This window comes from Litorihabitans aurantiacus, assembly GCF_030161595.1.
GTDB classification, from domain to species: domain Bacteria; phylum Actinomycetota; class Actinomycetes; order Actinomycetales; family Beutenbergiaceae; genus Litorihabitans; species Litorihabitans aurantiacus.
Window position 1 is genome coordinate 2,041,741 of sequence record NZ_BSUM01000001.1, and the last position, 18,286, is coordinate 2,060,026.

The following is an 18,286-nucleotide window of genomic DNA, read 5'->3' on the forward strand; positions in this document are numbered from 1 at the left end:
GCCACCGGCGGTCGCGTTCCACCTTACGACCGCTCACCCGCCCGGGGAGGTCCGGGCGCCGTCGGAGCCCCGCCTCCTACCAGCTGCCCCCGCCACCGCCGCTCACGCCGCCGCCGACCGACGGCGAGTAGCTCCCGCCACCCGAACCCGTCGAGAGCGCGACGCTCGAGGTGCCCAGGTCGGTCGTGACCTGCCCGAGGGAGCTCGAGAACGACGCGGGCGTGAACAGGAACGGGTAGCCGGGGTGGGCGGGCGTGAGGTACCAGCCGGGCTGGCTCAGCTCACCGCGCTCGAAGGCTCCGGCGAAGACGCGCGTCCAGTCCTCCTCCAGCCGGAGCGCGACGGCGTAGGGCAGGTAGGTCTCGTACACGGACGGGAGCAGCCGCTCGCGCCCCTGCGGCCACCGGGGCTCGTCACCGCTGACGTCGCGCAGGTAGCGCTCGAACGCGTGCGCCTGACGTGTCAGCTCGCTCCCGCGCGCGGTCCGCGAGGGCATCGACGGCGCCACGCAGGCGGTCACCGCACCCACGAGCGCGACGGCGAGGCCCACCAGCCCCCACCCGACCGTCAGGGCCAGCACGAGCGCGAGGACCAGCCCCCGAACAGCAGGCCGAACCCGCCCAGCAGCCAGCGCGCCCGGACGCGTCGCGGACTCCCGGCGAACCAGCCCTGCTGCGTGACGGCGTCGTCCAGGCCGTGCGCGGCCGACTCGACAGCCTTCGCGACCTCCTGAGCCCGCTCGCTCAGCACGATCTCGTCAGCGCCGTCGAAGATCGCCTCGACGAGCTCGCGCTCGTAGGGGCGCAGGTCGTGCGCCCCGGGCACGCGAATCAGGTGCAGGTCGTGGTCGATCTCCGAGAGGTCGGCGGGCTCGTCGTCGGTTGCGTCGCCAGGGGTGTCGTCGGTCGTCTCGTCGTCGTCGAGCACCACCTCGAGGTGCAGCACGCCGCGCACCGCCAGGTCGAGCAGGACCGCCACGACGTCGTGGTGCTGCGCGCGCTCGTCGATCAGCGTGCCGAACTCCCCGGGCGGGACGTCCGCGGGCGGCTCCGTGGCGAAGCCCTCCGGCACGCCGTCGGTGCCGCTCGTCGGGGCGCCCGTCGTGGCGGCCGGGGAGTCGTCGTCGCGGCGCCGGTGCCGCGCCACGGCGAGCGCGGCCACGCCACCCACGACGGCGGCGCCGCCGATCCCACCGGTCGCCGGGGTCACACCGAAGGTGTTGCCCCACGTGCGGCGGGGCTCGTAGCGGACCTCGGCGTCCGGGAACGTCCCGGCGGGGTACTCGACGGCGATGGTCAGTCCCTGCCCCGGCTCGAGGGCGTCCTGCGTGGCGGTCGTCGACGTGCCCGAGGACGCGGCCGAGCTCGCGCACGGCCGCGTCGAGCCCACACCGCCCGCCACGCAGCGCGCCGAGGTCGCCCCGGCCGGCGCCTCGATGCTGACGCTGACGTCGCGCATCGGGAGCTCCCACCCGAGCCCGACGGCGTTCCAGACCAGCGCGTCCGGCGCACCGGGGCCCTCGCTCGGCGCCGCGAGTCCCTCGATCCGGTAGGTGACCGTATAGCTCTGGACGCCGCTGATCTCCACGTCCTCGTCGCCGATGCGCACGACGACGCCGCCGTCCTCCCGCTCCACGAGCAGGTCGGTGGGGGCGCCGGTGTCGCTCGTGACGGCGATGTCGCCGACCGGGGTCAGGCGGTAGCGGTCGGGGTCGCCCTCGATCTCCTGCCGCTCGACGATCGAGACGAACGGCCCGTGGGCCTCGTCGTCCGACCCGAGGTCCAGGTCGAGGTCGACCGTGACGTCCGCCCCGCCGCCTGGGTCCACGACGGCCTCGACCGCGTAGCGGGAGATCGTGTGCTCGTCGGAGTCGGGCTCGGCGTGGGCCGCGGCGGCCGGTGCAGCGACCAGGAGCGCCGCCACCCCCGCGACGGACAGTGGACGGCGGATCGGTGTGGCCATGGCGGTGCTCCCCGGGTCGACCTGCTGGTCGTGTCGTGTCGGTCTCGTCGTCTCGCGACGGGCGTCAGGCCAGCTCGCGCTGGCGCATGGCGCGGGTCGCCTCGCGCATGTCCTGCTTCTCGCGGAGCGTCTGCCGCTTGTCGTACTCCTTCTTCCCGCGGGCGAGCGCGATCTCGACCTTGGCGTAGCTGCCGAGGAAGTACAGCTCGAGCGGCACGATAGTGAAGCCCTTCTCGCCGATCTTGCCCGAGAGCTTGTCGATCTCGGCCCGGTGCAGGAGGAGCTTGCGCTTGCGGCGCGGCGCGTGGTTGGTCCAGGTGCCCTCGGCGTACTCGGCGATGTGCACGCCCTCGAGCCAGGCCTCGCCGCGGTCGATGAGCACGAAGCCGTCCACCAGCGAGGCCCGCCCGGCGCGCAGCGACTTGACCTCGGTCCCCGTCAGGGCGACGCCCGCCTCGAACGTCGCGTCGATGTGGTAGTCGTAGCGGGCCTTCTTGTTGCGGGCGACGACGACCTTGGCCGGGCGGTCACCCTTGGCGGCGGCCGCGCGCGCCGCACGCTCGGCGTTCTTCATCCGGGACATGGTCAGCCAGCCTAGTCGCGCGACCCGGGTGGGGCACGGGGATTGTCCCGGCGGGCGGCGTCAGGGTGCGGGCGTCACCGAGCCGCTCGGACCGGCCGCCCCCGTCGAGCCCTGCATGTTCGTGATGCGACCGGCGTCGTCGAACGTGATCGTGAGGGCGCCGTCGGGCAGCACGAGGTGGCTGCCGTCCCACCCGAGGTCGCGCAGGGTCGCGTAGCTCGAGACCGCGCGGCGATGGTCGGTGAGCACGCCGGAGGCCAGCGCCTCCGAGATCAGCCGCGTCACGCGCGGGAACGAGGCGGCCGGGAGCGTGAGCCCCTCCAGCAGCATCATCACGCGGGTCCCGCCGCTGACCTCGCCGGAGTAGGCGAACCACGTGTTCGAGGCGATCGCCGCGGCGCGGGTGAGGTCCCACGCGAGCCTGGCGCCCGGGGTGACCTGCTCGCCGTCGGCATCCGCTCCGGCGGTGTCGCCCTCCGGGTCGAACGGCACCTCGCCGGCCGTCAGCTCGGGGATCCCGTACGTCTCGCCCAGGGTGCGCGCCGCCTCGGCCGCGCGCAGGACCTGCGGCGAGTACCCCGAGGGGTTGGCCCAGCCCCACAGCCACGACCGCGGCCCGGGGGCCGCCGAGCCGATGAGCTGCACGGGGTAGCTGACGCTCGCACCCTCGCCGTCGTCCGGCTGCGACGTGAACGAGAACGTCCCCGCGGCCAGGTCCACACCCCACCGGGCGTGACCGCCGTGGAGGTCCGTCAGGTGCAGCTGCGCCTCCTGGGCCAGAAGCGCGGAGTCGTCGACGAGGGCGGTCAGACCTGGCGAGCGCTGCACGGTGACTCCTGTCGTGGAACGGGTGAGGTCAGTTGGTGCGGTTCCAGCCCGGCAGCGACTCGGGGTTGATCGGGGTGCCGTTGCGCCAGATCTCGACGTGCACGTGGCAGCCGGTCACGGCACCGGTCATACCGGTGTACCCCAGGGCCTGCCCCTGGCCGATGGACTGGCCGCTGCTGACCGCGAACCGCGAGAGGTGGTTGTAGACGCTCACGTAGGAGTCGCCGTTGATCACGCCGTGGTCGATCAGCACCTGGTTGCCGTGCGTGCCGTTCCCGCGCGCGGGCTTGACGGCCGAGACCCGTCCGTCCGCGACCGAGGACTGCGGGTTCCCGCACGCCGAGCGGATGTCGGTGCCGTTGTGCATGTAGCGACCGCCGTTGATCGGGTAGGTCCGCATGCCGAACGGCGAGGTGACGTGGAACGGTGCCGGGACCGGGGGCACGAGGGCGCCGCCGCTCGCGGGCGGAGCGGGCGCGGGGGCCGGGGCGGGTGCCGGGGCGGGTGCCGGGGCGTTCGTCGGGCGGTTGCGGGCGGCCTCCTCCTCGGCCTGGCGCTGGCGCTCGCGCTCGGCCGCCGCCGCCGCAGCAGCGGCCTCGTCCGCCTTGCGCTTCTCCTCCGCCTGACGGGCGCGCTCGGCCGCCTGCGCCTCGAAGATCGCCTGGATCTCGGCGTCGAGCGTCGCGTTGTCGGCGGAGATCTGCTCCTGCTGGGTGGCGATGGTGTCGCGGTAGCCCTCGAGCTCGCCCTGCTTCGCCGTCTCCTGCTGCTGCAGGGTCGTCAGCTCCGTGCGGTGCGTCTGGGCCTCCTCGCGCGCCTCGTCCGCGGCGACGACGGCAGCGTCGGCCTCCACCTTCAGCTCGCCGATCCGCACGTTGACGGCGTCGAGGCGAGCCTGCGAGTTGCGCTGCGTGGCGGCGGTCGTCTCGAGCTCGTCGAGCACGTCCGTCTGTGAACGCATGGCCGAGTTGACCGCGGAGGTGCGCGAGGCGAACTCCTCGGGGCTGCCGGCGTCGAACACCACGCGCAGCGCGGTCAGACCGTCACCGCCGCGGTAGGTCGAGCGCGCGAGCTCGCCGATGCCGTCCTCGGTGCTCGCGATCTGCTCGCTGGACGCCTCGATGTCCCCCGTGAGCGTCGTCGCCTCGGTCTCCGCCACGGTGAGGCGGTCGTCGATGGAGGTCTGGTGCCGCTCGGCGGCGGCCAGGTCGACGACCGCCTGGTCGAGCGCCGCCTGGGCGATCGGGATCTCGCCCTCGATGCGTGCCAGCTCGAGGTAGACCGTCTGGAGGGAGGCGTCGGTGCCCTCGAGCTCGGAGCTGAGCCGCTCCTGCTCGGCGCTGTTGGCCTCGCGCTGCTGCTGCAGCTCCTCGAGGGTGTCGGCGCCGGCCGGACCGGTCACGAGGATCGCTCCGGCGGCGACGGCGAGCGCGAGCAGCGCCGAGGTGCGGCGTGCGGCGGCGGTGCGGGGGTGTCGGCGCATGGGCTCAGACCTTCGTGTAGCGGGACAGGCTGACCAGGGAGCTGACCGCCGCGATGGCGATCCCGATCGCGGCGAGGACCGGCGCGATGAGCCAGACCTCCGCCGTCGAGACGTAGTCGGTGACGAACCCGACCGAGCTGCTGAGCCAGTCCTCGACGCCGTAGCGCACCCCGAACCACAGGGTGCCGGTCGCCAGCACGGCACCGAGCAGCGCGGCGAGCGCGCCCTCGAGCATGAACGGCAGCTGGATGAAGAAGTTGGAGGCGCCCACGAAGCGCATGATCTCGGTCTCGCGGCGCCTGCTCATCGCCGAGAGCCGGATCGTGGTCGTGATGAGGAGGACAGCGGTCACGGTCATCACGACGGCGAGCCCGACCGACAGGATCGTCGCGCGGTTCATCACGAGGAAGATCGGTTCGAAGATCTCGCGCTGGTCGAGCACCTCCTCGACCCCGGTACGACCCGCGACCTCGTCCATCACGATGTCGATCTGGGTGGGGTCCACCAGCGCCACGCGGAACGAGGCCTGCATCTGGTCGACGGACAGGAGCTGGAACCAGTCTTCGTCGCCGGCCTGGTCGCGCACGGCCTCGTAGGCCTGCTCCTTGGTCTCGAAGAAGACCTCGTCGATGTAGGCCGACATCGCGGGGGCCTCGAGCACGCCGCGGATCTCGTCGATCTGCTCCGGTGTCGCCTCTCCTCCGGCGCACGTCTCGACGCGCGGGGTGCCGCTCGGGCACAGGAACACGGAGACCTCGACGCGGTCGTACCACTCGCCCTGCATCTTGCCGATCTGCATCTGCAGCAGCGCGGCGGCGCCGACGAACGTCAGCGAGACGAAAGTGACCAGGACGACGGAGACCGCCATCGACAGGTTGCGTCGCAGCCCCTGCCCGATCTCACCCAGGACGAAGCGGAAGCGGCTCATGCGCGCTCCTCCTCGCCGGCGGCGGCGGAGCGCGCGGCGCTGGAGACCACGTAGCGACCCTCGCTCTCGTCGCGGACCACCTCGCCGTCGACGAGCTGGATCACGCGCTTGCGCATCTGGTCGACGATGACCTCGTCGTGCGTGGCCATGACGACGGTCGTGCCCGTGCGGTTGATGCGGTCCAGCAGCGTCATGATGCCGGCCGAGGTGGCGGGGTCGAGGTTGCCGGTCGGCTCGTCGGCGAGCAGGATGTTCGGCCGGTTGACGATGGCGCGCGCGATCGCGACGCGCTGCTGCTCACCGCCGGAGAGCTCGTGCGGCAGGCGCTTCTCCTTGCCCGCCAGCTTGACGAGCTCGAGCGTCTCGGGGACCTCGCGCGAGATGGTGTGGCGCGGTCGGCCCGTGACCTGCTGGGCGAAGGCGACGTTCTCGAAGACGGTCTTGTTCGGCAGGAGGCGGAAGTCCTGGAAGACGACGCCGATCTGCCGGCGCAGGCCGGGGACCTTCCACTGCGACAGGGAGGTGATCTCGCGGCCGGCGACGTGCACGCGCCCCGACGTCGCGCGCTCCTCGCGCAGGACGAGGCGCAGCAAGGTGGACTTGCCGGACCCGGAGGCGCCGACGAGGAAGACGAACTCCCCGCGCGCCACCTCCAGCGACACGCGGTCCAGCGCGGGACGGGCCCCGCGCTTGTAGACCTTGGAGACCTTGTCGAAACGGATCACAGCAGCACGTCACTCACAGCGGACCAGTCTCGGGGACGGGGGTGGTTCACGTCCGCTGCTGGCAGCGGACGCACTCTGGCCCAGGTCACGATAGGCACACGAACCTGGGAGCCCGCCCGCGCCACGCCGGTGGCGGGCGGCCGTCCGGGGCGGTCGAGGGCGGTTCAGTCCGCCGTGACGACGTTCAGGCGCTCGAAACCCGAGGGCAGCACGAGCACCCGGCCGTCCAGCACCGACAGCGCGCGCGCCCCGCGCCAGGTCGTGACGACGTCCCCCGTCACCGCGTCCAGCACGGTGACGTCCGCCCCCGCACTCCTCGGCCCCCACAGCTCGTGCAGCGGCAGCGGCGCGGCCTCGGTCGACACGAGCACCAGCCCGCCCTGCGCCCGGAGGTTGGCCCGCTCCGGTACGGGCACGTCCCAGAGCGGCTCGTCCGTGGCCAGGTCGACGGCGTGGGCCCGGCCGTCCACGACCTCCAGCCGGAGGCCGGCACCGATCACGTCGGTGGTTCCCGAGGTCCAGCTGGCGACGGTGCTCTCGCGCACCTCGGCCGTCGCGAGGTCGAGGACGACGTCGGAGGGCAGGTCGGTGCGGTCGGCGTCCGCACCGGTGCGCGCGAGGGTCCACGCCACGGCGTCCCCGGTGGTGTAGCCGCTCGAGGATCGGTCGAGCGGTGCCCACGTGCACGGGACGTCGGCCGCCGCGCGACCGGCGTCGTCCGCCGCGGTGCGCAGGACCTCGGCCCGGCACGCGTCATCGGCGGCGTCGACCTCCTCGAAGGTGATGACGGTGTCCGCGCCGGCGAGGTAGGTCGTCGTCGCACGGTGACGGGAGACGACGGTGCCCGTGGCGACGTCGCGCAGCTGCAGCTCGCCCGCGGGGTCCGAGGTCACGAGTGTGCTCGGAACCACGCGCGCGGCGGACGGTCCGTCCGGGTCGAACCGGTCGTCGACGAGGCGCTTCGCGTTCGCCCTCGCGGCGCTGACCTCCCAGGTCGTGGCGCCGTCGTCGGCGACGTGGGCGTAGGAGCACAGGGCGCCGTCGGCCGTCTGGGCACCACCGGGGCACGTCTCGACCACGAGACCCGTGGCGCTGCCGGCGACCACGATGCCGCCCGGCTCGAGGGAGCGGTCGACCAGCACCTCTCCCGTGGCACCGTCGAGGACGACCGTCCGGTCCGAGAACGGGGCGGTCACGAGCACGCGGCCGCCGTCCAGGAGCGAGACGTCCGGGTCGTCCCGGAGGTCGAGGTCGGTGCCGGCCGCCACCGACCAGGCCGTGCGGCCGTCCGGGTCGACGGCGGTCACGCCGCTCCGGGACGCGATCCCGACGAGTCCGTCGGGGAGCTCGACGAGCACGGCGGTGAGGGCGGGTGCCGCCACCTCCGTCGCGGCCCCCGGCGGGGCGTACACGATCCGCTGCCCGAGCCACGGCAGCGCGAGCGCCATCACCAGCAGCGCCGCGGGCGCGATCAGACGGGCTCGCGGGCGCCGCGCGAGCAGGAGGAGCACTCCCGCCGCGGTGAGCAGGACCCCGGCGCCGTAGAGCAGGCTGGAGGGGACGAGCGACCACGCCGTCGTGGCGGCCACCACCCCGAGGGCGACGAGTGCCACCGCGAGCACGAGGCCCGCCCGGGTCAGGTGCGGCGCGCTGGCCCCACGGTTGCTGTTCACCGTCGTCGGTCCCCCCGTGGTTCGTGGATGCGTTCGAGACCGGGCGACGTGGCCGCGGTCCGGGCGGGTCAGCCCTGCTCGGCCTCGGTCTGCGCCTGGCGGCGCCAGCGGATGCCGGCGTCGATGAAGTCGTCGATGTCGCCGTCGAACACCGCCGAGGGGTTGCCCGACTCGTGCTCGGTGCGCAGGTCCTTGACCATCTGGTACGGCTGCAGCACGTAGGAGCGCATCTGGTCGCCCCAGGATGCCTTGACGTCGCCCGCGAGCTCCTTCTTCTTGGCGTTCTCCTGCTCCTGGCGCAGCAGGAGGAGGCGCGACTGGAGCACGCGCATCGCGGCGGCGCGGTTCTGGATCTGCGACTTCTCGTTCTGCATCGACACGACGACGCCGGTGGGGATGTGCGTCAGACGCACGGCCGAGTCGGTCGTGTTGACGCTCTGGCCGCCGGGGCCCGAGGAGCGGAAGACGTCGACGCGGATCTCGTTCTCGGGGATCTCGATGTGGTCGGTCTGCTCGATGAGCGGGATGACCTCGACGGCGGCGAAGGACGTCTGGCGGCGGCCCTGGTTGTCGAACGGCGAGATCCGCACGAGGCGGTGGGTGCCCGCCTCGACGCTGAGCGTGCCGTAGGCGTAGGGCGCCTTGACCTCGAACGTCGCCGACTTCAGCCCGGCCTCCTCGGCGTAGGAGGTGTCCATGACCGTGGTCGGGTGCCCGTGCCGCTCGGCCCAGCGCAGGTACATCCGCATCAGCATCTCGGCGAAGTCCGCGGCGTCCACACCGCCGGCGCCCGACCGGATCGTGACGACGGCCTCGCGCTGGTCGTACTCGCCGGCCAGGAGCGTGCGGACCTCGAGCTCGCTGAGCGTGCGTCGGATCACCACGAGCTCGGCGTCGGCCTCCTCGAGCGTCTCGGCGTCGTCCTCCTCGGCCGCGAGCTCGACGAGCGCCTCGAGGTCGTCGATGCGCGTCGCGAGCTTCGTCAGCCGCTCGAGGTCCGCCTGCGCGTGGCTGAGCCGGCTCGTGACGCCCTGCGCCTTCTCGGGGTCGTCCCACAGGTCGGGGGCGGAGGCGGCCACCTCGAGCTCGGCGATCGTCGCGCGCAGCTTCTCGGGGTCGCTGACGAGCGTGATCTGGTTCAGGGTGCCGCGGAGATCGCTGATCTCGGCGGTGAAGTCGGTGGCCACGAGGAGCCAGCCTACCGGCGCTTCCCCCGCGGCCACCTCGACACGTGGCCGCTCACGCGATCGGCGTGCGCCGCACCACGAGCGCCACGAGCACGCCCGCGACGACGGCGCACCCGACGGCGGCGGCCCAGCCCACCACCGACGTCGCGACGCCGGGCACGTCCCCCACCCCGCCGTCGCCGCTGCCGCCGCCCATCAGCACGACGTGGGCGAGGATCACGGGCGCACCGACCAGGGGCAGCGCGAGCGTCCCGAGACCGCCGCCGAGCCGGCGATAGGTCACGTTGACGGCGATGCCGGTGAGGTACGCCGTCGTGCCGAGGATCGCGAGACCGCACGCCGTGGGCACCGCCGCCTCGAACGCCCCGGGCAGGGACGCGCCGTCGGGCCCTGACGCGGTGGCAACGGCGCGGGAGAGGGCGGTCACGCCGAGGCCGACGACGGCGAAGGAGACACCGACGACGGGTGCGGCCAGGAGCCAGCCCCGCCAGGCGGAGCGTCGCGTGCCGCCGGCGGCGACGTGCACGGTCAGGAGCCCGGCCGCCGTCACGATGCCCATGACGAACAGGAACACCTGGACGGGGCCGACCGGGCCGGCGGAGATCTGGATGCCGGCCTCCTCGTCGTCGAGCACGCGCGGCAGCACGATGCCGATCCCGACCTGGAGCACCACGAGGATCCCCCAGAACCAGAGGCCGATCGCCGCCACGAGGCCGAGCGCGCCGACCAGGATCTGCTCGAGGCCGCGGCGCTCGACGGCGCGGCGGCGGGCGGCGCGGGCCGCCGTCGTCGCGGCTGGTGTCGAGCCGGAGGCACCGGTGGGTGCGGTGGGGGTGACGGGGGTGCTAGTCATGACTCCTCCTTCGCGGACGCGCCGCTGCGGCGGGTGAGGTGGACGAACAGGTCCTGCAGTCCGACGGCGCCGATCTCGAGGCCGGCGTCACGGGCGCGCCCGGCCAGCTCGTCCCCGGGCGAGGTCAGGACGGTGACCTGCGCCGTCGGGCCGAGGTCGCGACGGGCGAGGACCTCCCGGCCACCGAGGACCAGATCGACCTCGCCGGCGCGGCCGGTCAGGGTGAGGCCGCCGGCCCGGACGTCGTCGGCGCTGCCGCTGACGAGGGCCCGGCCGCGGTCGAGCACCACGACGTCCTCGAGGACCTGCTCGATCTCGGAGATGAGGTGGGTGGAGACGACGATCGTGCGGGGGTGGGCGGCGTAGTCGGCGATGAGCGCGTCGTAGAACGTGGCGCGGTTCGGCGCGTCCATGCCGATCGAGGTCTCGTCGAAGAGCGTCAGCGGGGCACGCGAGGCGAGACCGATCACGGCGCCGACGGCCGAGCGCTGCCCGCGGGAGAGGTGCTCGACCTTCGTGCCGGCGTCGACGCCGAGCTCGGCCACGAGACCCGACGCGAGATCGGCGTCCCAGTGCTCGCGCGCGTCGGCGTACCAGGACAGCGTGTCGGCGACGGGCTCGCTGTCGAAGGTGTCGCCGCCCTCGCGCACGAGCTGGGTGTCCGCCGCGGTGACGGGGTTCTCGAAGGGGTCCTCGCCGTCGACCAGGAGCGTGCCCGACGTGGGGCGGTCGAACCCGGCGACGAGCTCGAGCAGCGTGGACTTCCCGGCGCCGTTGCGGCCGAGCAGACCCGTGATCGCGCCGGCGCGGATCTCGAGGTCGAGGCCGTCTAAGGCGGTGGCGTCGGTACCGAAGGCCTTGGTCAGACTGCGGGCGCTGACGCCGATCGGTGCGGGGCGGGTGGTCATCGCGCGTCCTTCCGGGTGGGGGTGGCGTCGTCGCCGAGGGCGGAGGCCTCGACGCGGGCGAGGACGACGGCGCGGGGGATGCCGAGCCGCGCGGCCTGGGCGAGGGCGGGGTCGAGCACGTCGGCGACGTACGCCGCGCGCCCCGCGTCCCGGAGCAGGTCCCGGGCGCCCGGAGCGACGAACATGCCGAGTCCCCGGCGCTTGTAGAGCACCCCCTCGTCCACCAGGCCGGCGAAGGCCTTCGCGGCGGTGGCCGGGTTGATGCGGTACGTGGTGGCGAACTGGGTCGTGGACATGACCTGCTCCTCCTCGCCGAGGTCGCCGGAGAGCACCTGCTCGCGCACGTGCCGGGCGATCTGCACGTAGAGCGGGTCGGATCCGTCGAACATCGTTCCTCCTGGGTTCATTACTTAACTAATGAACCACAGGTCCTCCGCGCCGGTCAACCGCGGGATACGTGCGGGGGCTCGCGAGGTATTTGCGGGGAACTCGCGAGGTACTTGTAGGAACTCGCGAGGTACTTGTGGGGAACCGCGAGGTACTTGTGGGACGTCTCGGGGTACCTGTGGGCGTTCGCGAGGCACTTCGGAACGTTCGCGAGGCACTTCGGGACGTTCGCGAGGCACGGCGGCACCTCATCGCCCCGATCCGGCGGCACCATCTCGTGCGGCCTCGACGCGCAGGGCGATCTCTGTGCGCTCCTGTCCCGTCGTGAGGTGCGAGCGTCCCGTCGTGAGGTCCGAGCGCTCCGCCGGACCGATGGCAACGCCTGACCTGCGGCGATGCGCCCGCACGGCGCCCCTGTGCGACCCCGCACCTCACGACGGGACGCACACACCTCGCGTCGGTACGGTCGACGATCGGACGAACCGATCCGACCAGCCCCGCACTGACACGGACCCGTCGCACCGGATCACCGCGCGGAGCAGCAGGCGAACGACGGAATTCCGCGACCTCCTCACGGCGACCTCCACGTCACTCGCGAGCTCCCCAAGTACCTCGCAGTCCCCCAGAGCACCCCGCGACTTCCCACAAGTACCTCGCGAGTCCCCCACAAGTACCTCGCGAGGCCCCACAAGTACCTCGCGAGTCCCCCACAAGAACCTCGCGGATGTTCAGCGTGTGAGGGAGCCGACCGCGTCGGTGAGGGCGGTCGCGGCCGTGGCCAGCTCGGCGGCCGTCGTCGAGCGCGACCACGAGAACCGCAGCGCGGTCTGCGCCGTCTCGCGGTCCAGGCCCATCGCCGTCAGCACGTGCGACGGCTCGTCCGACCCCGCGTGGCACGCCGAGCCGGACGAGCTCAGCACCCCGCGCTCCTCGAGCTCCAGCAGCACCGACTCCCCGCTCACACCCCCGAGCACGAACGACGCGTGCCCCGGCAGTCGCCGCGTCGGGTGCCCGGTCAGCCGCAGCCCTCGACCGGCCGGCAGGAGCGGCCCGACGCCGCCCCGCACCGCCGCGACGAACGCGTCACGCTCGCGCGCGACCGGATCCACGCCGTCGCCCGACGACGCCACCGCCGCCACTCGCTCGGCCTCGGCCAGCCCGAGCGCGACCGCGAACCCCACCGCGCCCGGGACGTTCTCCGTGCCCGACCGGCGCCCCCGCTCCTGCCCGCCACCGTGCACGAGCGGCTCGAGCCGCACCCCGCGGCGCACCCACAGCGCACCCGTCCCGGGCGGCGCACCGACCTTGTGCCCCGACAGCGTCAGCGCGTCGACCCCCAGCCCACCGACCGCGAGCGGCAGCCAACCCGCCGCCTGCACCGCGTCGGTGTGCAGCGGCACGCCGGCCGCGCGCGTCAGCGCCGCCACCTCGGCCACGGGCTGCACCGTGCCCACCTCGTTGTTCGCGAGCTGGAGCGAGACGAGCGCGACGCCGGCCCCGCCGTCGGCCAGCACCGCCGCAACCTCGCCCGGATCGACGAACCCGTCGCCGTCGACCACGAGCTCGACGACCTCGAACCCCAGGGTGGCGAGCCAGTGCGCGGAGGCCAGCACGGCGTCGTGCTCGACGGCGCTCACCACCACCCGTGTGGCCCCGACGGCGGCGCGGCGCGCGAGCGCGAGCCCCTTGACCGCCGCGTTGTCCCCCTCGGTGCCGCCCGAGGTGAAGGTCACCTCCGCCGCACGCGCCCCCAGCACCCCGGCCACCGCGCGACGCGCCGTGTCCAGCGCACCCGCGGCGTCGTGCCCGAGCGCGTGCACCGAGGACGGGTTGCCGAACCGGCCCGTCAGGTGCGGCCACATCGCCTCGAGCGCCTCGCGCCGCACGGGCGTGGTGGCCGCCGCGTCGAGGTAGACCACGTCAGACCCCGTCGGCCGTCGGCGAGGTCACGTCGATGTCGAGCCCGAGGTCCACCGACCCCGCGCCGTGCGTCAGCGCCCCCACCGAGACGAGGTCCACGCCCGTGCGGGCGATCGCCCCGATGCTCGCCAGCGTCACTCCCCCGCTCGCCTCGACCAGCGCCCGGCCCGCGACCTGCGCCACACCGGCACGCAGGTCCTCCAGCGAGAAGTTGTCGAGCATGATCGTGCCGACCACACCCGAGGCGAGCACGGGCTCGACCTGGTCGAGCCGGTCCACCTCGACCTCCAGGTGCGTGGTGTGCGGCAGCCGGTCGGCCGCCTCCCGGAGCGCCCGCGTGATCTCGCCGGCCGGGTGCGTCGTGAGGTGGTTGTCCTTCACCATCACCGCGTCCGACAGCGAGAACCGGTGGTTGTGCCCACCCCCGCAGACCACCGCGTGCTTCTCCAGCGCGCGCAGCCCGGGCGTCGTCTTACGCGTGTCCACCACGCGGACGACGCGTCCGCGAGCCGAGAGCGCGCCGTCGACCTCGGCCACGTACGCCGCGGTCCGGGTGGCGACGGCGACCATACGCGCCAGCAGGTTGAGCATCACGCGCTCGCCGGTCAGGACGGCGCGCGCCGGACCCGCGATGCGCGCGAGCACGTCGCCGGGGGCGAACGCCTCGCCGTCGGGCAGCACCTCGGTCACGCACACGGCAGGGTCGACGGCGCGCATCACCGCGGCCACCACGTCGCCGCACGCCATCACCCCCGCCTCCCGGGCCCGCACGACGGCGTCCGCACGCGCCGCCGCCGGCACGAACGCGGCCGCGGTCAGGTCGCCGTGCGGCGCGTCCTCGGCCAGCGCGAGGCGGACGACGGCGTCGATCGCCGCTGCGGTCAGCACGCCCGCCCCCTCACACCAGCTCCGAGGCGCCGCTCGCGCCCGGCGCCAGGTCCCACGCCGTGCCTCCGACCCCGCCCGCGGCCACGAGCACGTGGTGCCGCTCGCGCGAGCCCAGGTCGGCGCCAGGAGCGGGCGCGTCGCTGCGCGTGTGCGCACCGAGCGAACCCGTGCGCGCCGCGGCGGCCGCCACGAGGGCGCGCGCCGCGAGCAGGAGGTTGGCGTCCTCGACGTCGCGCGCCTCGAGCCCCACCATCGCGTCCGGGAGGAGTGGCGGCGTGCGAAAGCCCGCCAGCACGTGCGCGGCACGGGCCAACCCGGCGGCGTCGCGTGCGAGCCCCGCGTAGTCGCTCATCACCCGCTGGAGCGAGTCGCGGTCCCAGTCGGCGGCGCCGGGGCCGTCCGCCAGGTCCACCGCGACGGGCGCGTCCCACGCGGCCACGCTCGCCGCGGTGGCGGCGCGGTGCACGCGCGGGACGCCGTCGCCGTCGTCGCCGTCCGCCGCGAGCGCGGCCACGACGCGGCGCGCGAACACCGCCGCCTCGAGCAGCGAGTTGGACGCGAGCCGGTTGGCGCCGTGGACGCCGGTGCACGCGACCTCGCCCGCGGCCCACAGCCCGGGCACGCTCGTGCGGCCGGCGAGGTCGGTGCGCACGCCGCCCATCCAGTAGTGCGCCGCCGGGGTGACCGGGACGGGCTGCGCGGTCAGGTCGTACCCGCGCTGCGCGCACGCGGCGGCGATCGTCGGGAAGCGTCGGGCGACGACGTCGGCCCCCAGGTGCGTCGCGTCCAGCAGGACGGGCGAACCCTGGCGCGCCTCCTGCGCCGCGATCGCGCGGGCCACGACGTCGCGCGGGGCGAGCTCGGCGTCCGGGTGGACGTCCGTCATGAAGCGCCGCCCGGCGTCGTCGAGCAGGACGGCGCCCTCGCCCCGCACCGCCTCGGAGACGAGGAACGGTCGCGGGCCCGCGAGCACGGTCGGGTGGAACTGCACCATCTCGAGGTCGGCGACCTCGGCGCCGGCGCGCAGCGCGATGGCGACGCCGTCGGCCGTCGCCACGGTCGGGTTGGTCGTGGTCGCGAACAGCTGCCCGGCGCCACCGGTCGCGAGCACGACGTCGCGCGCGGGGATGCGCTCGACGTCACCCTCGGGCGTGCGCACGAGGAGGCCCGTCACCTCACCGCTCTCGAGCACGACGTCGATCGCGTGCGTGTGCTCGCGCACGCTGATCCCTCGCTCACGCACGGCCGCCGCGAGCGCCCGCACGATCTCGGCGCCGGTGGCGTCCCCGCCCGCGCGCAGCACCCGCGCGTGGCTGTGCGCCGCCTCGAGCGCGCGGCACGGCTCGCCCTCCACGCTGTCGAACGTGACGCCGAGGTCGACCAGGCGCGCGACGGCGTCCGGCCCGTCCGCCGCGAGCGCCATCGCCGCGGCCGGGTCGCTCAGCGCCCCGCCCGCCCGGCGCGTGTCGCTGACGTGGCTCACCACGGTGTCGGGGCGCGGCCCGACGACGGCGACGCCGCCCTGCGCCCAGGCCGTGTTCGACTCGGTCAGCGCGCCCTTGGCGACGAGGACGACGGCAGTGCCGCTCGCCTCCGCCTCGAGCGCGACCAGGAGGCCCGCGAGTCCGGACCCCACCACGACGAGGCTCATCGCGACGCTCCCGTCAGCGGCTTGGGCGCCGCGGCGAGCATGCGCTCGAGCGCGATGCGGGCGTGGCGCGCGACGTCGGCGTCGACCTGGATCTCGTTGCGCCACTCGCCCTCGACCAGACCGTCCAGGGTCCAGGCGAGGTAGCCCGGGTGGATGCGGTACATCGTGGAGCACGGGCAGATGACCGGGTCGAGGCAGAAGATCGTCCTGTCCGGGTGCTGCGCCGCGAGGCGGTTGACCATGTTGATCTCGGTGCCGATCGCGATGGTGGAACCTGGCGCGGCGTCGGCGACGAACCGGCGGATCAGCTCGGTGGAGCCGGCCGCGTCGGCCGCGTCGACCACCGGCATCGGGCACTCGGGGTGCACGACGACCTGGACGCCCGGGTGCTGCTCGCGCGCGGCGTCGATCTGCGCCGTCGTGAAGCGCTTGTGGACCGAGCAGAAGCCGTGCCACAGGATGACGCGCGCGGCGTCCAGGTCGGCCTCGGTGTTGCCGCCGAGGTCCTGGCGGGGGTTCCACATCGGCATCTGCTCGAGCGGCACGCCCATGGCCTTGGCGGTGTTGCGGCCGAGGTGCTGGTCGGGGAAGAACAGGACGCGCTCGCCGCGCTCGAACGCCCACTCCAGGACGGTCCGCGCGTTGGAGGAGGTGCACACGATGCCGCCGTGACGCCCGCAGAACGCCTTCAGCGCAGCCGAGGAGTTCATGTACGTCACGGGGATCACGGGCAGCTTCACGCCGGGGTGGCGCTCGAACCAGTCGGCGTCGATCTCCTGCTCGGGGTCGAAGCCGTAGACCTCGGCGAGCTCCTCCCAGGCCGCCTCGACCGACTCCTCGTCGGCCATGTCGGCCATCGAGCAGCCGGCGGCGAGGTTGGGCAGGATCACGTGCTGGTCGTCGCGGGCCAGGATGTCGGCCGTCTCGGCCATGAAGTGCACACCGCAGAAGACGATGGCCTCGGCCTCGGGGCGGGTCAGGGCCGCGTTGGCGAGCTGGAAGGAGTCACCCACGAAGTCGGCGTAGGCGACGATCTCGTCGCGCTGGTAGTAGTGGCCGAGGATCACCAGGCGATCCCCCAGCGCCTCCTTGGCGCGGGTGATGCGCGCGTGCAGCTCCGCCTCGCCCATCCGCTGGTAGGCGATCGGCAGCTGGCCGGGCCGGCGGGTGGCGTTGGTGGTGTCGGCGGGCACGACGTCGGCCACGGAGGCGCCAGGGCCGTAGGTCGGCACGGCGTCGAAGTCCCAGGTGGGCTCGGCGAGGTCGGTGCCGCAGGTGGTGGTGCCCGCGGGGGCCGGGGCGGCGAGGCCGGTGGGACCGGCACCCTCCGGCGGGGCGGTGGCGATGCGGACGGCGACGGAGGTCATGACGCGCTCCTCGGGGGTGGGGTGGGGCTGGTGGCCACGCTCTCGGCGCGGTAGCGGTAGAGGCTCGGCGGGCGGTGGCGGGTGCCCTGCAGCCGGTGACCGGTGGGTTCGACGGCGCCGGTGGCCAGGGCCTGCCGGCGGAAGTTGGCGGGGTCGAGCTCGCGCCCGAGCACCGCCTCGTGGACCGCGCGCAGCTCCGCGAGCGTGAACTCGGCGGGCAGGAACGCGTGGGCGATCGGCGAGTAGCCGATCTTGGCGCGCAGGCGGGCCAGCGCGTAGTCGATGACCTGCGTGTGGTCGAACGCGAGGTCGGGCAGTGCGCTCGCGGGGAACCACTCGACGTTGTGCGCGCGCACCGCGGCCTGGTCCTCCTCGGCCTGGACGAGCGCCCAGTAGACGATCGAGACGACCCGGTCCGCCTGGTCAGCGCCGTCGTCGCCCCCCGCGCCGCCCGCGCCGCCCGCCAGGGAGCGGTCGAGGCCGCCGAACGCGTACAGCTGCTCGAGGTAGGCCGGGTCGAGGCCGGTGGTCGAGCTCAGCGCGTCCCGCGCGGCCTGCTCGAGTCCGCACGCCTCGCCGAGCGGTCCGCCAGGGAGGGCCCACGAGCCCTCGTACGGCTCGCGGATGCGGCGCACGAGGGGGAGCCAGAGGGTGAGGGGACCGTCGTCGGGCGCGGGGCGCAGCGCGAGGATCACGCTGGAGACGGCGAGCTGCAGGGCCATCGCCCCTCCCTTCTGGTCGATCCGACACTAAGTGACGGGACGAGCGTACGCCCGGTCTTATGGTCGAGGCAACCTGAAGGGTGCGACGCGAGCGAACGACCCCGGGCGCCCGTGCGCCTGCAAGACTCGGCCGACCGCCCGCCCCACCGCAGCGGGCAGCGGCGGAGGCGGGTGGGACGCGCTGATCGTCGCGCTCGAGCGGGTGCACCCGGGCCAGGAGC

Annotated in this window: 15 protein-coding genes and 1 pseudogene; all 16 read right to left on the reverse strand. The window is 74.0% G+C overall.

Going from position 1 to position 18,286, the window contains the following annotated elements; translation table 11 throughout:
* Window positions 1-76: 76 nt before the first annotated feature.
* Window positions 77-1,962, reverse strand: a pseudogene (locus QQK22_RS09635) (DUF2207 domain-containing protein).
* A 64-nt stretch (window positions 1,963-2,026) separates the two neighbouring features.
* Window positions 2,027-2,536 (reverse strand): SsrA-binding protein SmpB, encoded by a 510-nt coding sequence (gene smpB, locus QQK22_RS09640; protein WP_284250723.1) that lies wholly within the window; start codon window positions 2,534-2,536, stop codon window positions 2,027-2,029.
* A 69-nt stretch (window positions 2,537-2,605) separates the two neighbouring features.
* Window positions 2,606-3,373, reverse strand: a complete 768-nt coding sequence (locus tag QQK22_RS09645) for a DUF6882 domain-containing protein (protein ID WP_284250724.1) — start codon at window positions 3,371-3,373, stop codon at window positions 2,606-2,608.
* A gap of 28 nt (window positions 3,374-3,401) precedes the next feature.
* A complete protein-coding gene (locus tag QQK22_RS09650; protein ID WP_284250725.1) occupies window positions 3,402-4,856 on the reverse strand; it encodes a murein hydrolase activator EnvC family protein in 1,455 nt (484 codons plus the stop codon).
* 4 nt (window positions 4,857-4,860) lie between these two features.
* Window positions 4,861-5,784: a permease-like cell division protein FtsX gene (ftsX, locus tag QQK22_RS09655; RefSeq protein WP_284250726.1), complete on the reverse strand. Its 924-nt coding sequence runs from the start codon at window positions 5,782-5,784 to the stop codon at window positions 4,861-4,863.
* On the reverse strand, window positions 5,781-6,509 hold the full coding sequence (ftsE, locus tag QQK22_RS09660) for a cell division ATP-binding protein FtsE (protein ID WP_284250727.1): 729 nt from the start codon (window positions 6,507-6,509) through the stop codon (window positions 5,781-5,783). Before ftsE ends, ftsX begins: the two co-directional genes overlap by 4 nt.
* Window positions 6,510-6,673: 164 nt before the next feature.
* The gene (locus QQK22_RS09665) at window positions 6,674-8,182 is read right to left on the reverse strand and encodes a hypothetical protein (protein WP_284250728.1); all 1,509 of its coding nucleotides are present in this window, start codon (window positions 8,180-8,182) and stop codon (window positions 6,674-6,676) included.
* 68 nt (window positions 8,183-8,250) lie between these two features.
* A complete protein-coding gene (prfB, locus tag QQK22_RS09670; protein WP_284250729.1) occupies window positions 8,251-9,369 on the reverse strand; it encodes a peptide chain release factor 2 in 1,119 nt (372 codons plus the stop codon).
* Window positions 9,370-9,421: 52 nt separating this feature from the next.
* Window positions 9,422-10,222, reverse strand: coding sequence for a hypothetical protein (locus tag QQK22_RS09675; RefSeq protein WP_284250730.1), 801 nt, complete (start codon window positions 10,220-10,222; stop codon window positions 9,422-9,424).
* Window positions 10,219-11,130, reverse strand: coding sequence for an ATP-binding cassette domain-containing protein (locus QQK22_RS09680; RefSeq protein ID WP_284250731.1), 912 nt, complete (start codon window positions 11,128-11,130; stop codon window positions 10,219-10,221). The genes QQK22_RS09675 and QQK22_RS09680 overlap by 4 nt, the downstream gene beginning before the upstream one ends.
* A complete protein-coding gene (locus QQK22_RS09685) occupies window positions 11,127-11,519 on the reverse strand; it encodes a GntR family transcriptional regulator (RefSeq protein WP_284250732.1) in 393 nt (130 codons plus the stop codon). The genes QQK22_RS09680 and QQK22_RS09685 overlap by 4 nt, the downstream gene beginning before the upstream one ends.
* A 726-nt stretch (window positions 11,520-12,245) precedes the next feature.
* The gene (locus tag QQK22_RS09690) at window positions 12,246-13,436 is read right to left on the reverse strand and encodes a cysteine desulfurase family protein (protein WP_284250733.1); all 1,191 of its coding nucleotides are present in this window, start codon (window positions 13,434-13,436) and stop codon (window positions 12,246-12,248) included.
* A gap of 1 nt (window position 13,437) precedes the next feature.
* Window positions 13,438-14,325 (reverse strand): carboxylating nicotinate-nucleotide diphosphorylase, encoded by an 888-nt coding sequence (gene nadC, locus QQK22_RS09695; protein WP_284250734.1) that lies wholly within the window; start codon window positions 14,323-14,325, stop codon window positions 13,438-13,440.
* Window positions 14,326-14,335: 10 nt separating this feature from the next.
* Window positions 14,336-15,976, reverse strand: coding sequence for an L-aspartate oxidase (gene nadB / locus QQK22_RS09700; RefSeq protein WP_284250735.1), 1,641 nt, complete (start codon window positions 15,974-15,976; stop codon window positions 14,336-14,338).
* Window positions 15,973-17,343 carry a quinolinate synthase NadA gene (gene nadA, locus QQK22_RS09705; RefSeq protein ID WP_284250736.1) on the reverse strand — a complete coding sequence of 457 codons (1,371 nt, stop codon included), beginning with the start codon at window positions 17,341-17,343 and terminating at the stop codon, window positions 15,973-15,975. Before nadA ends, nadB begins: the two co-directional genes overlap by 4 nt.
* Window positions 17,340-18,065 carry an NUDIX hydrolase gene (locus tag QQK22_RS09710; protein ID WP_284250737.1) on the reverse strand — a complete coding sequence of 242 codons (726 nt, stop codon included), beginning with the start codon at window positions 18,063-18,065 and terminating at the stop codon, window positions 17,340-17,342. Before QQK22_RS09710 ends, nadA begins: the two co-directional genes overlap by 4 nt.
* Window positions 18,066-18,286 lie beyond the last annotated feature (221 nt).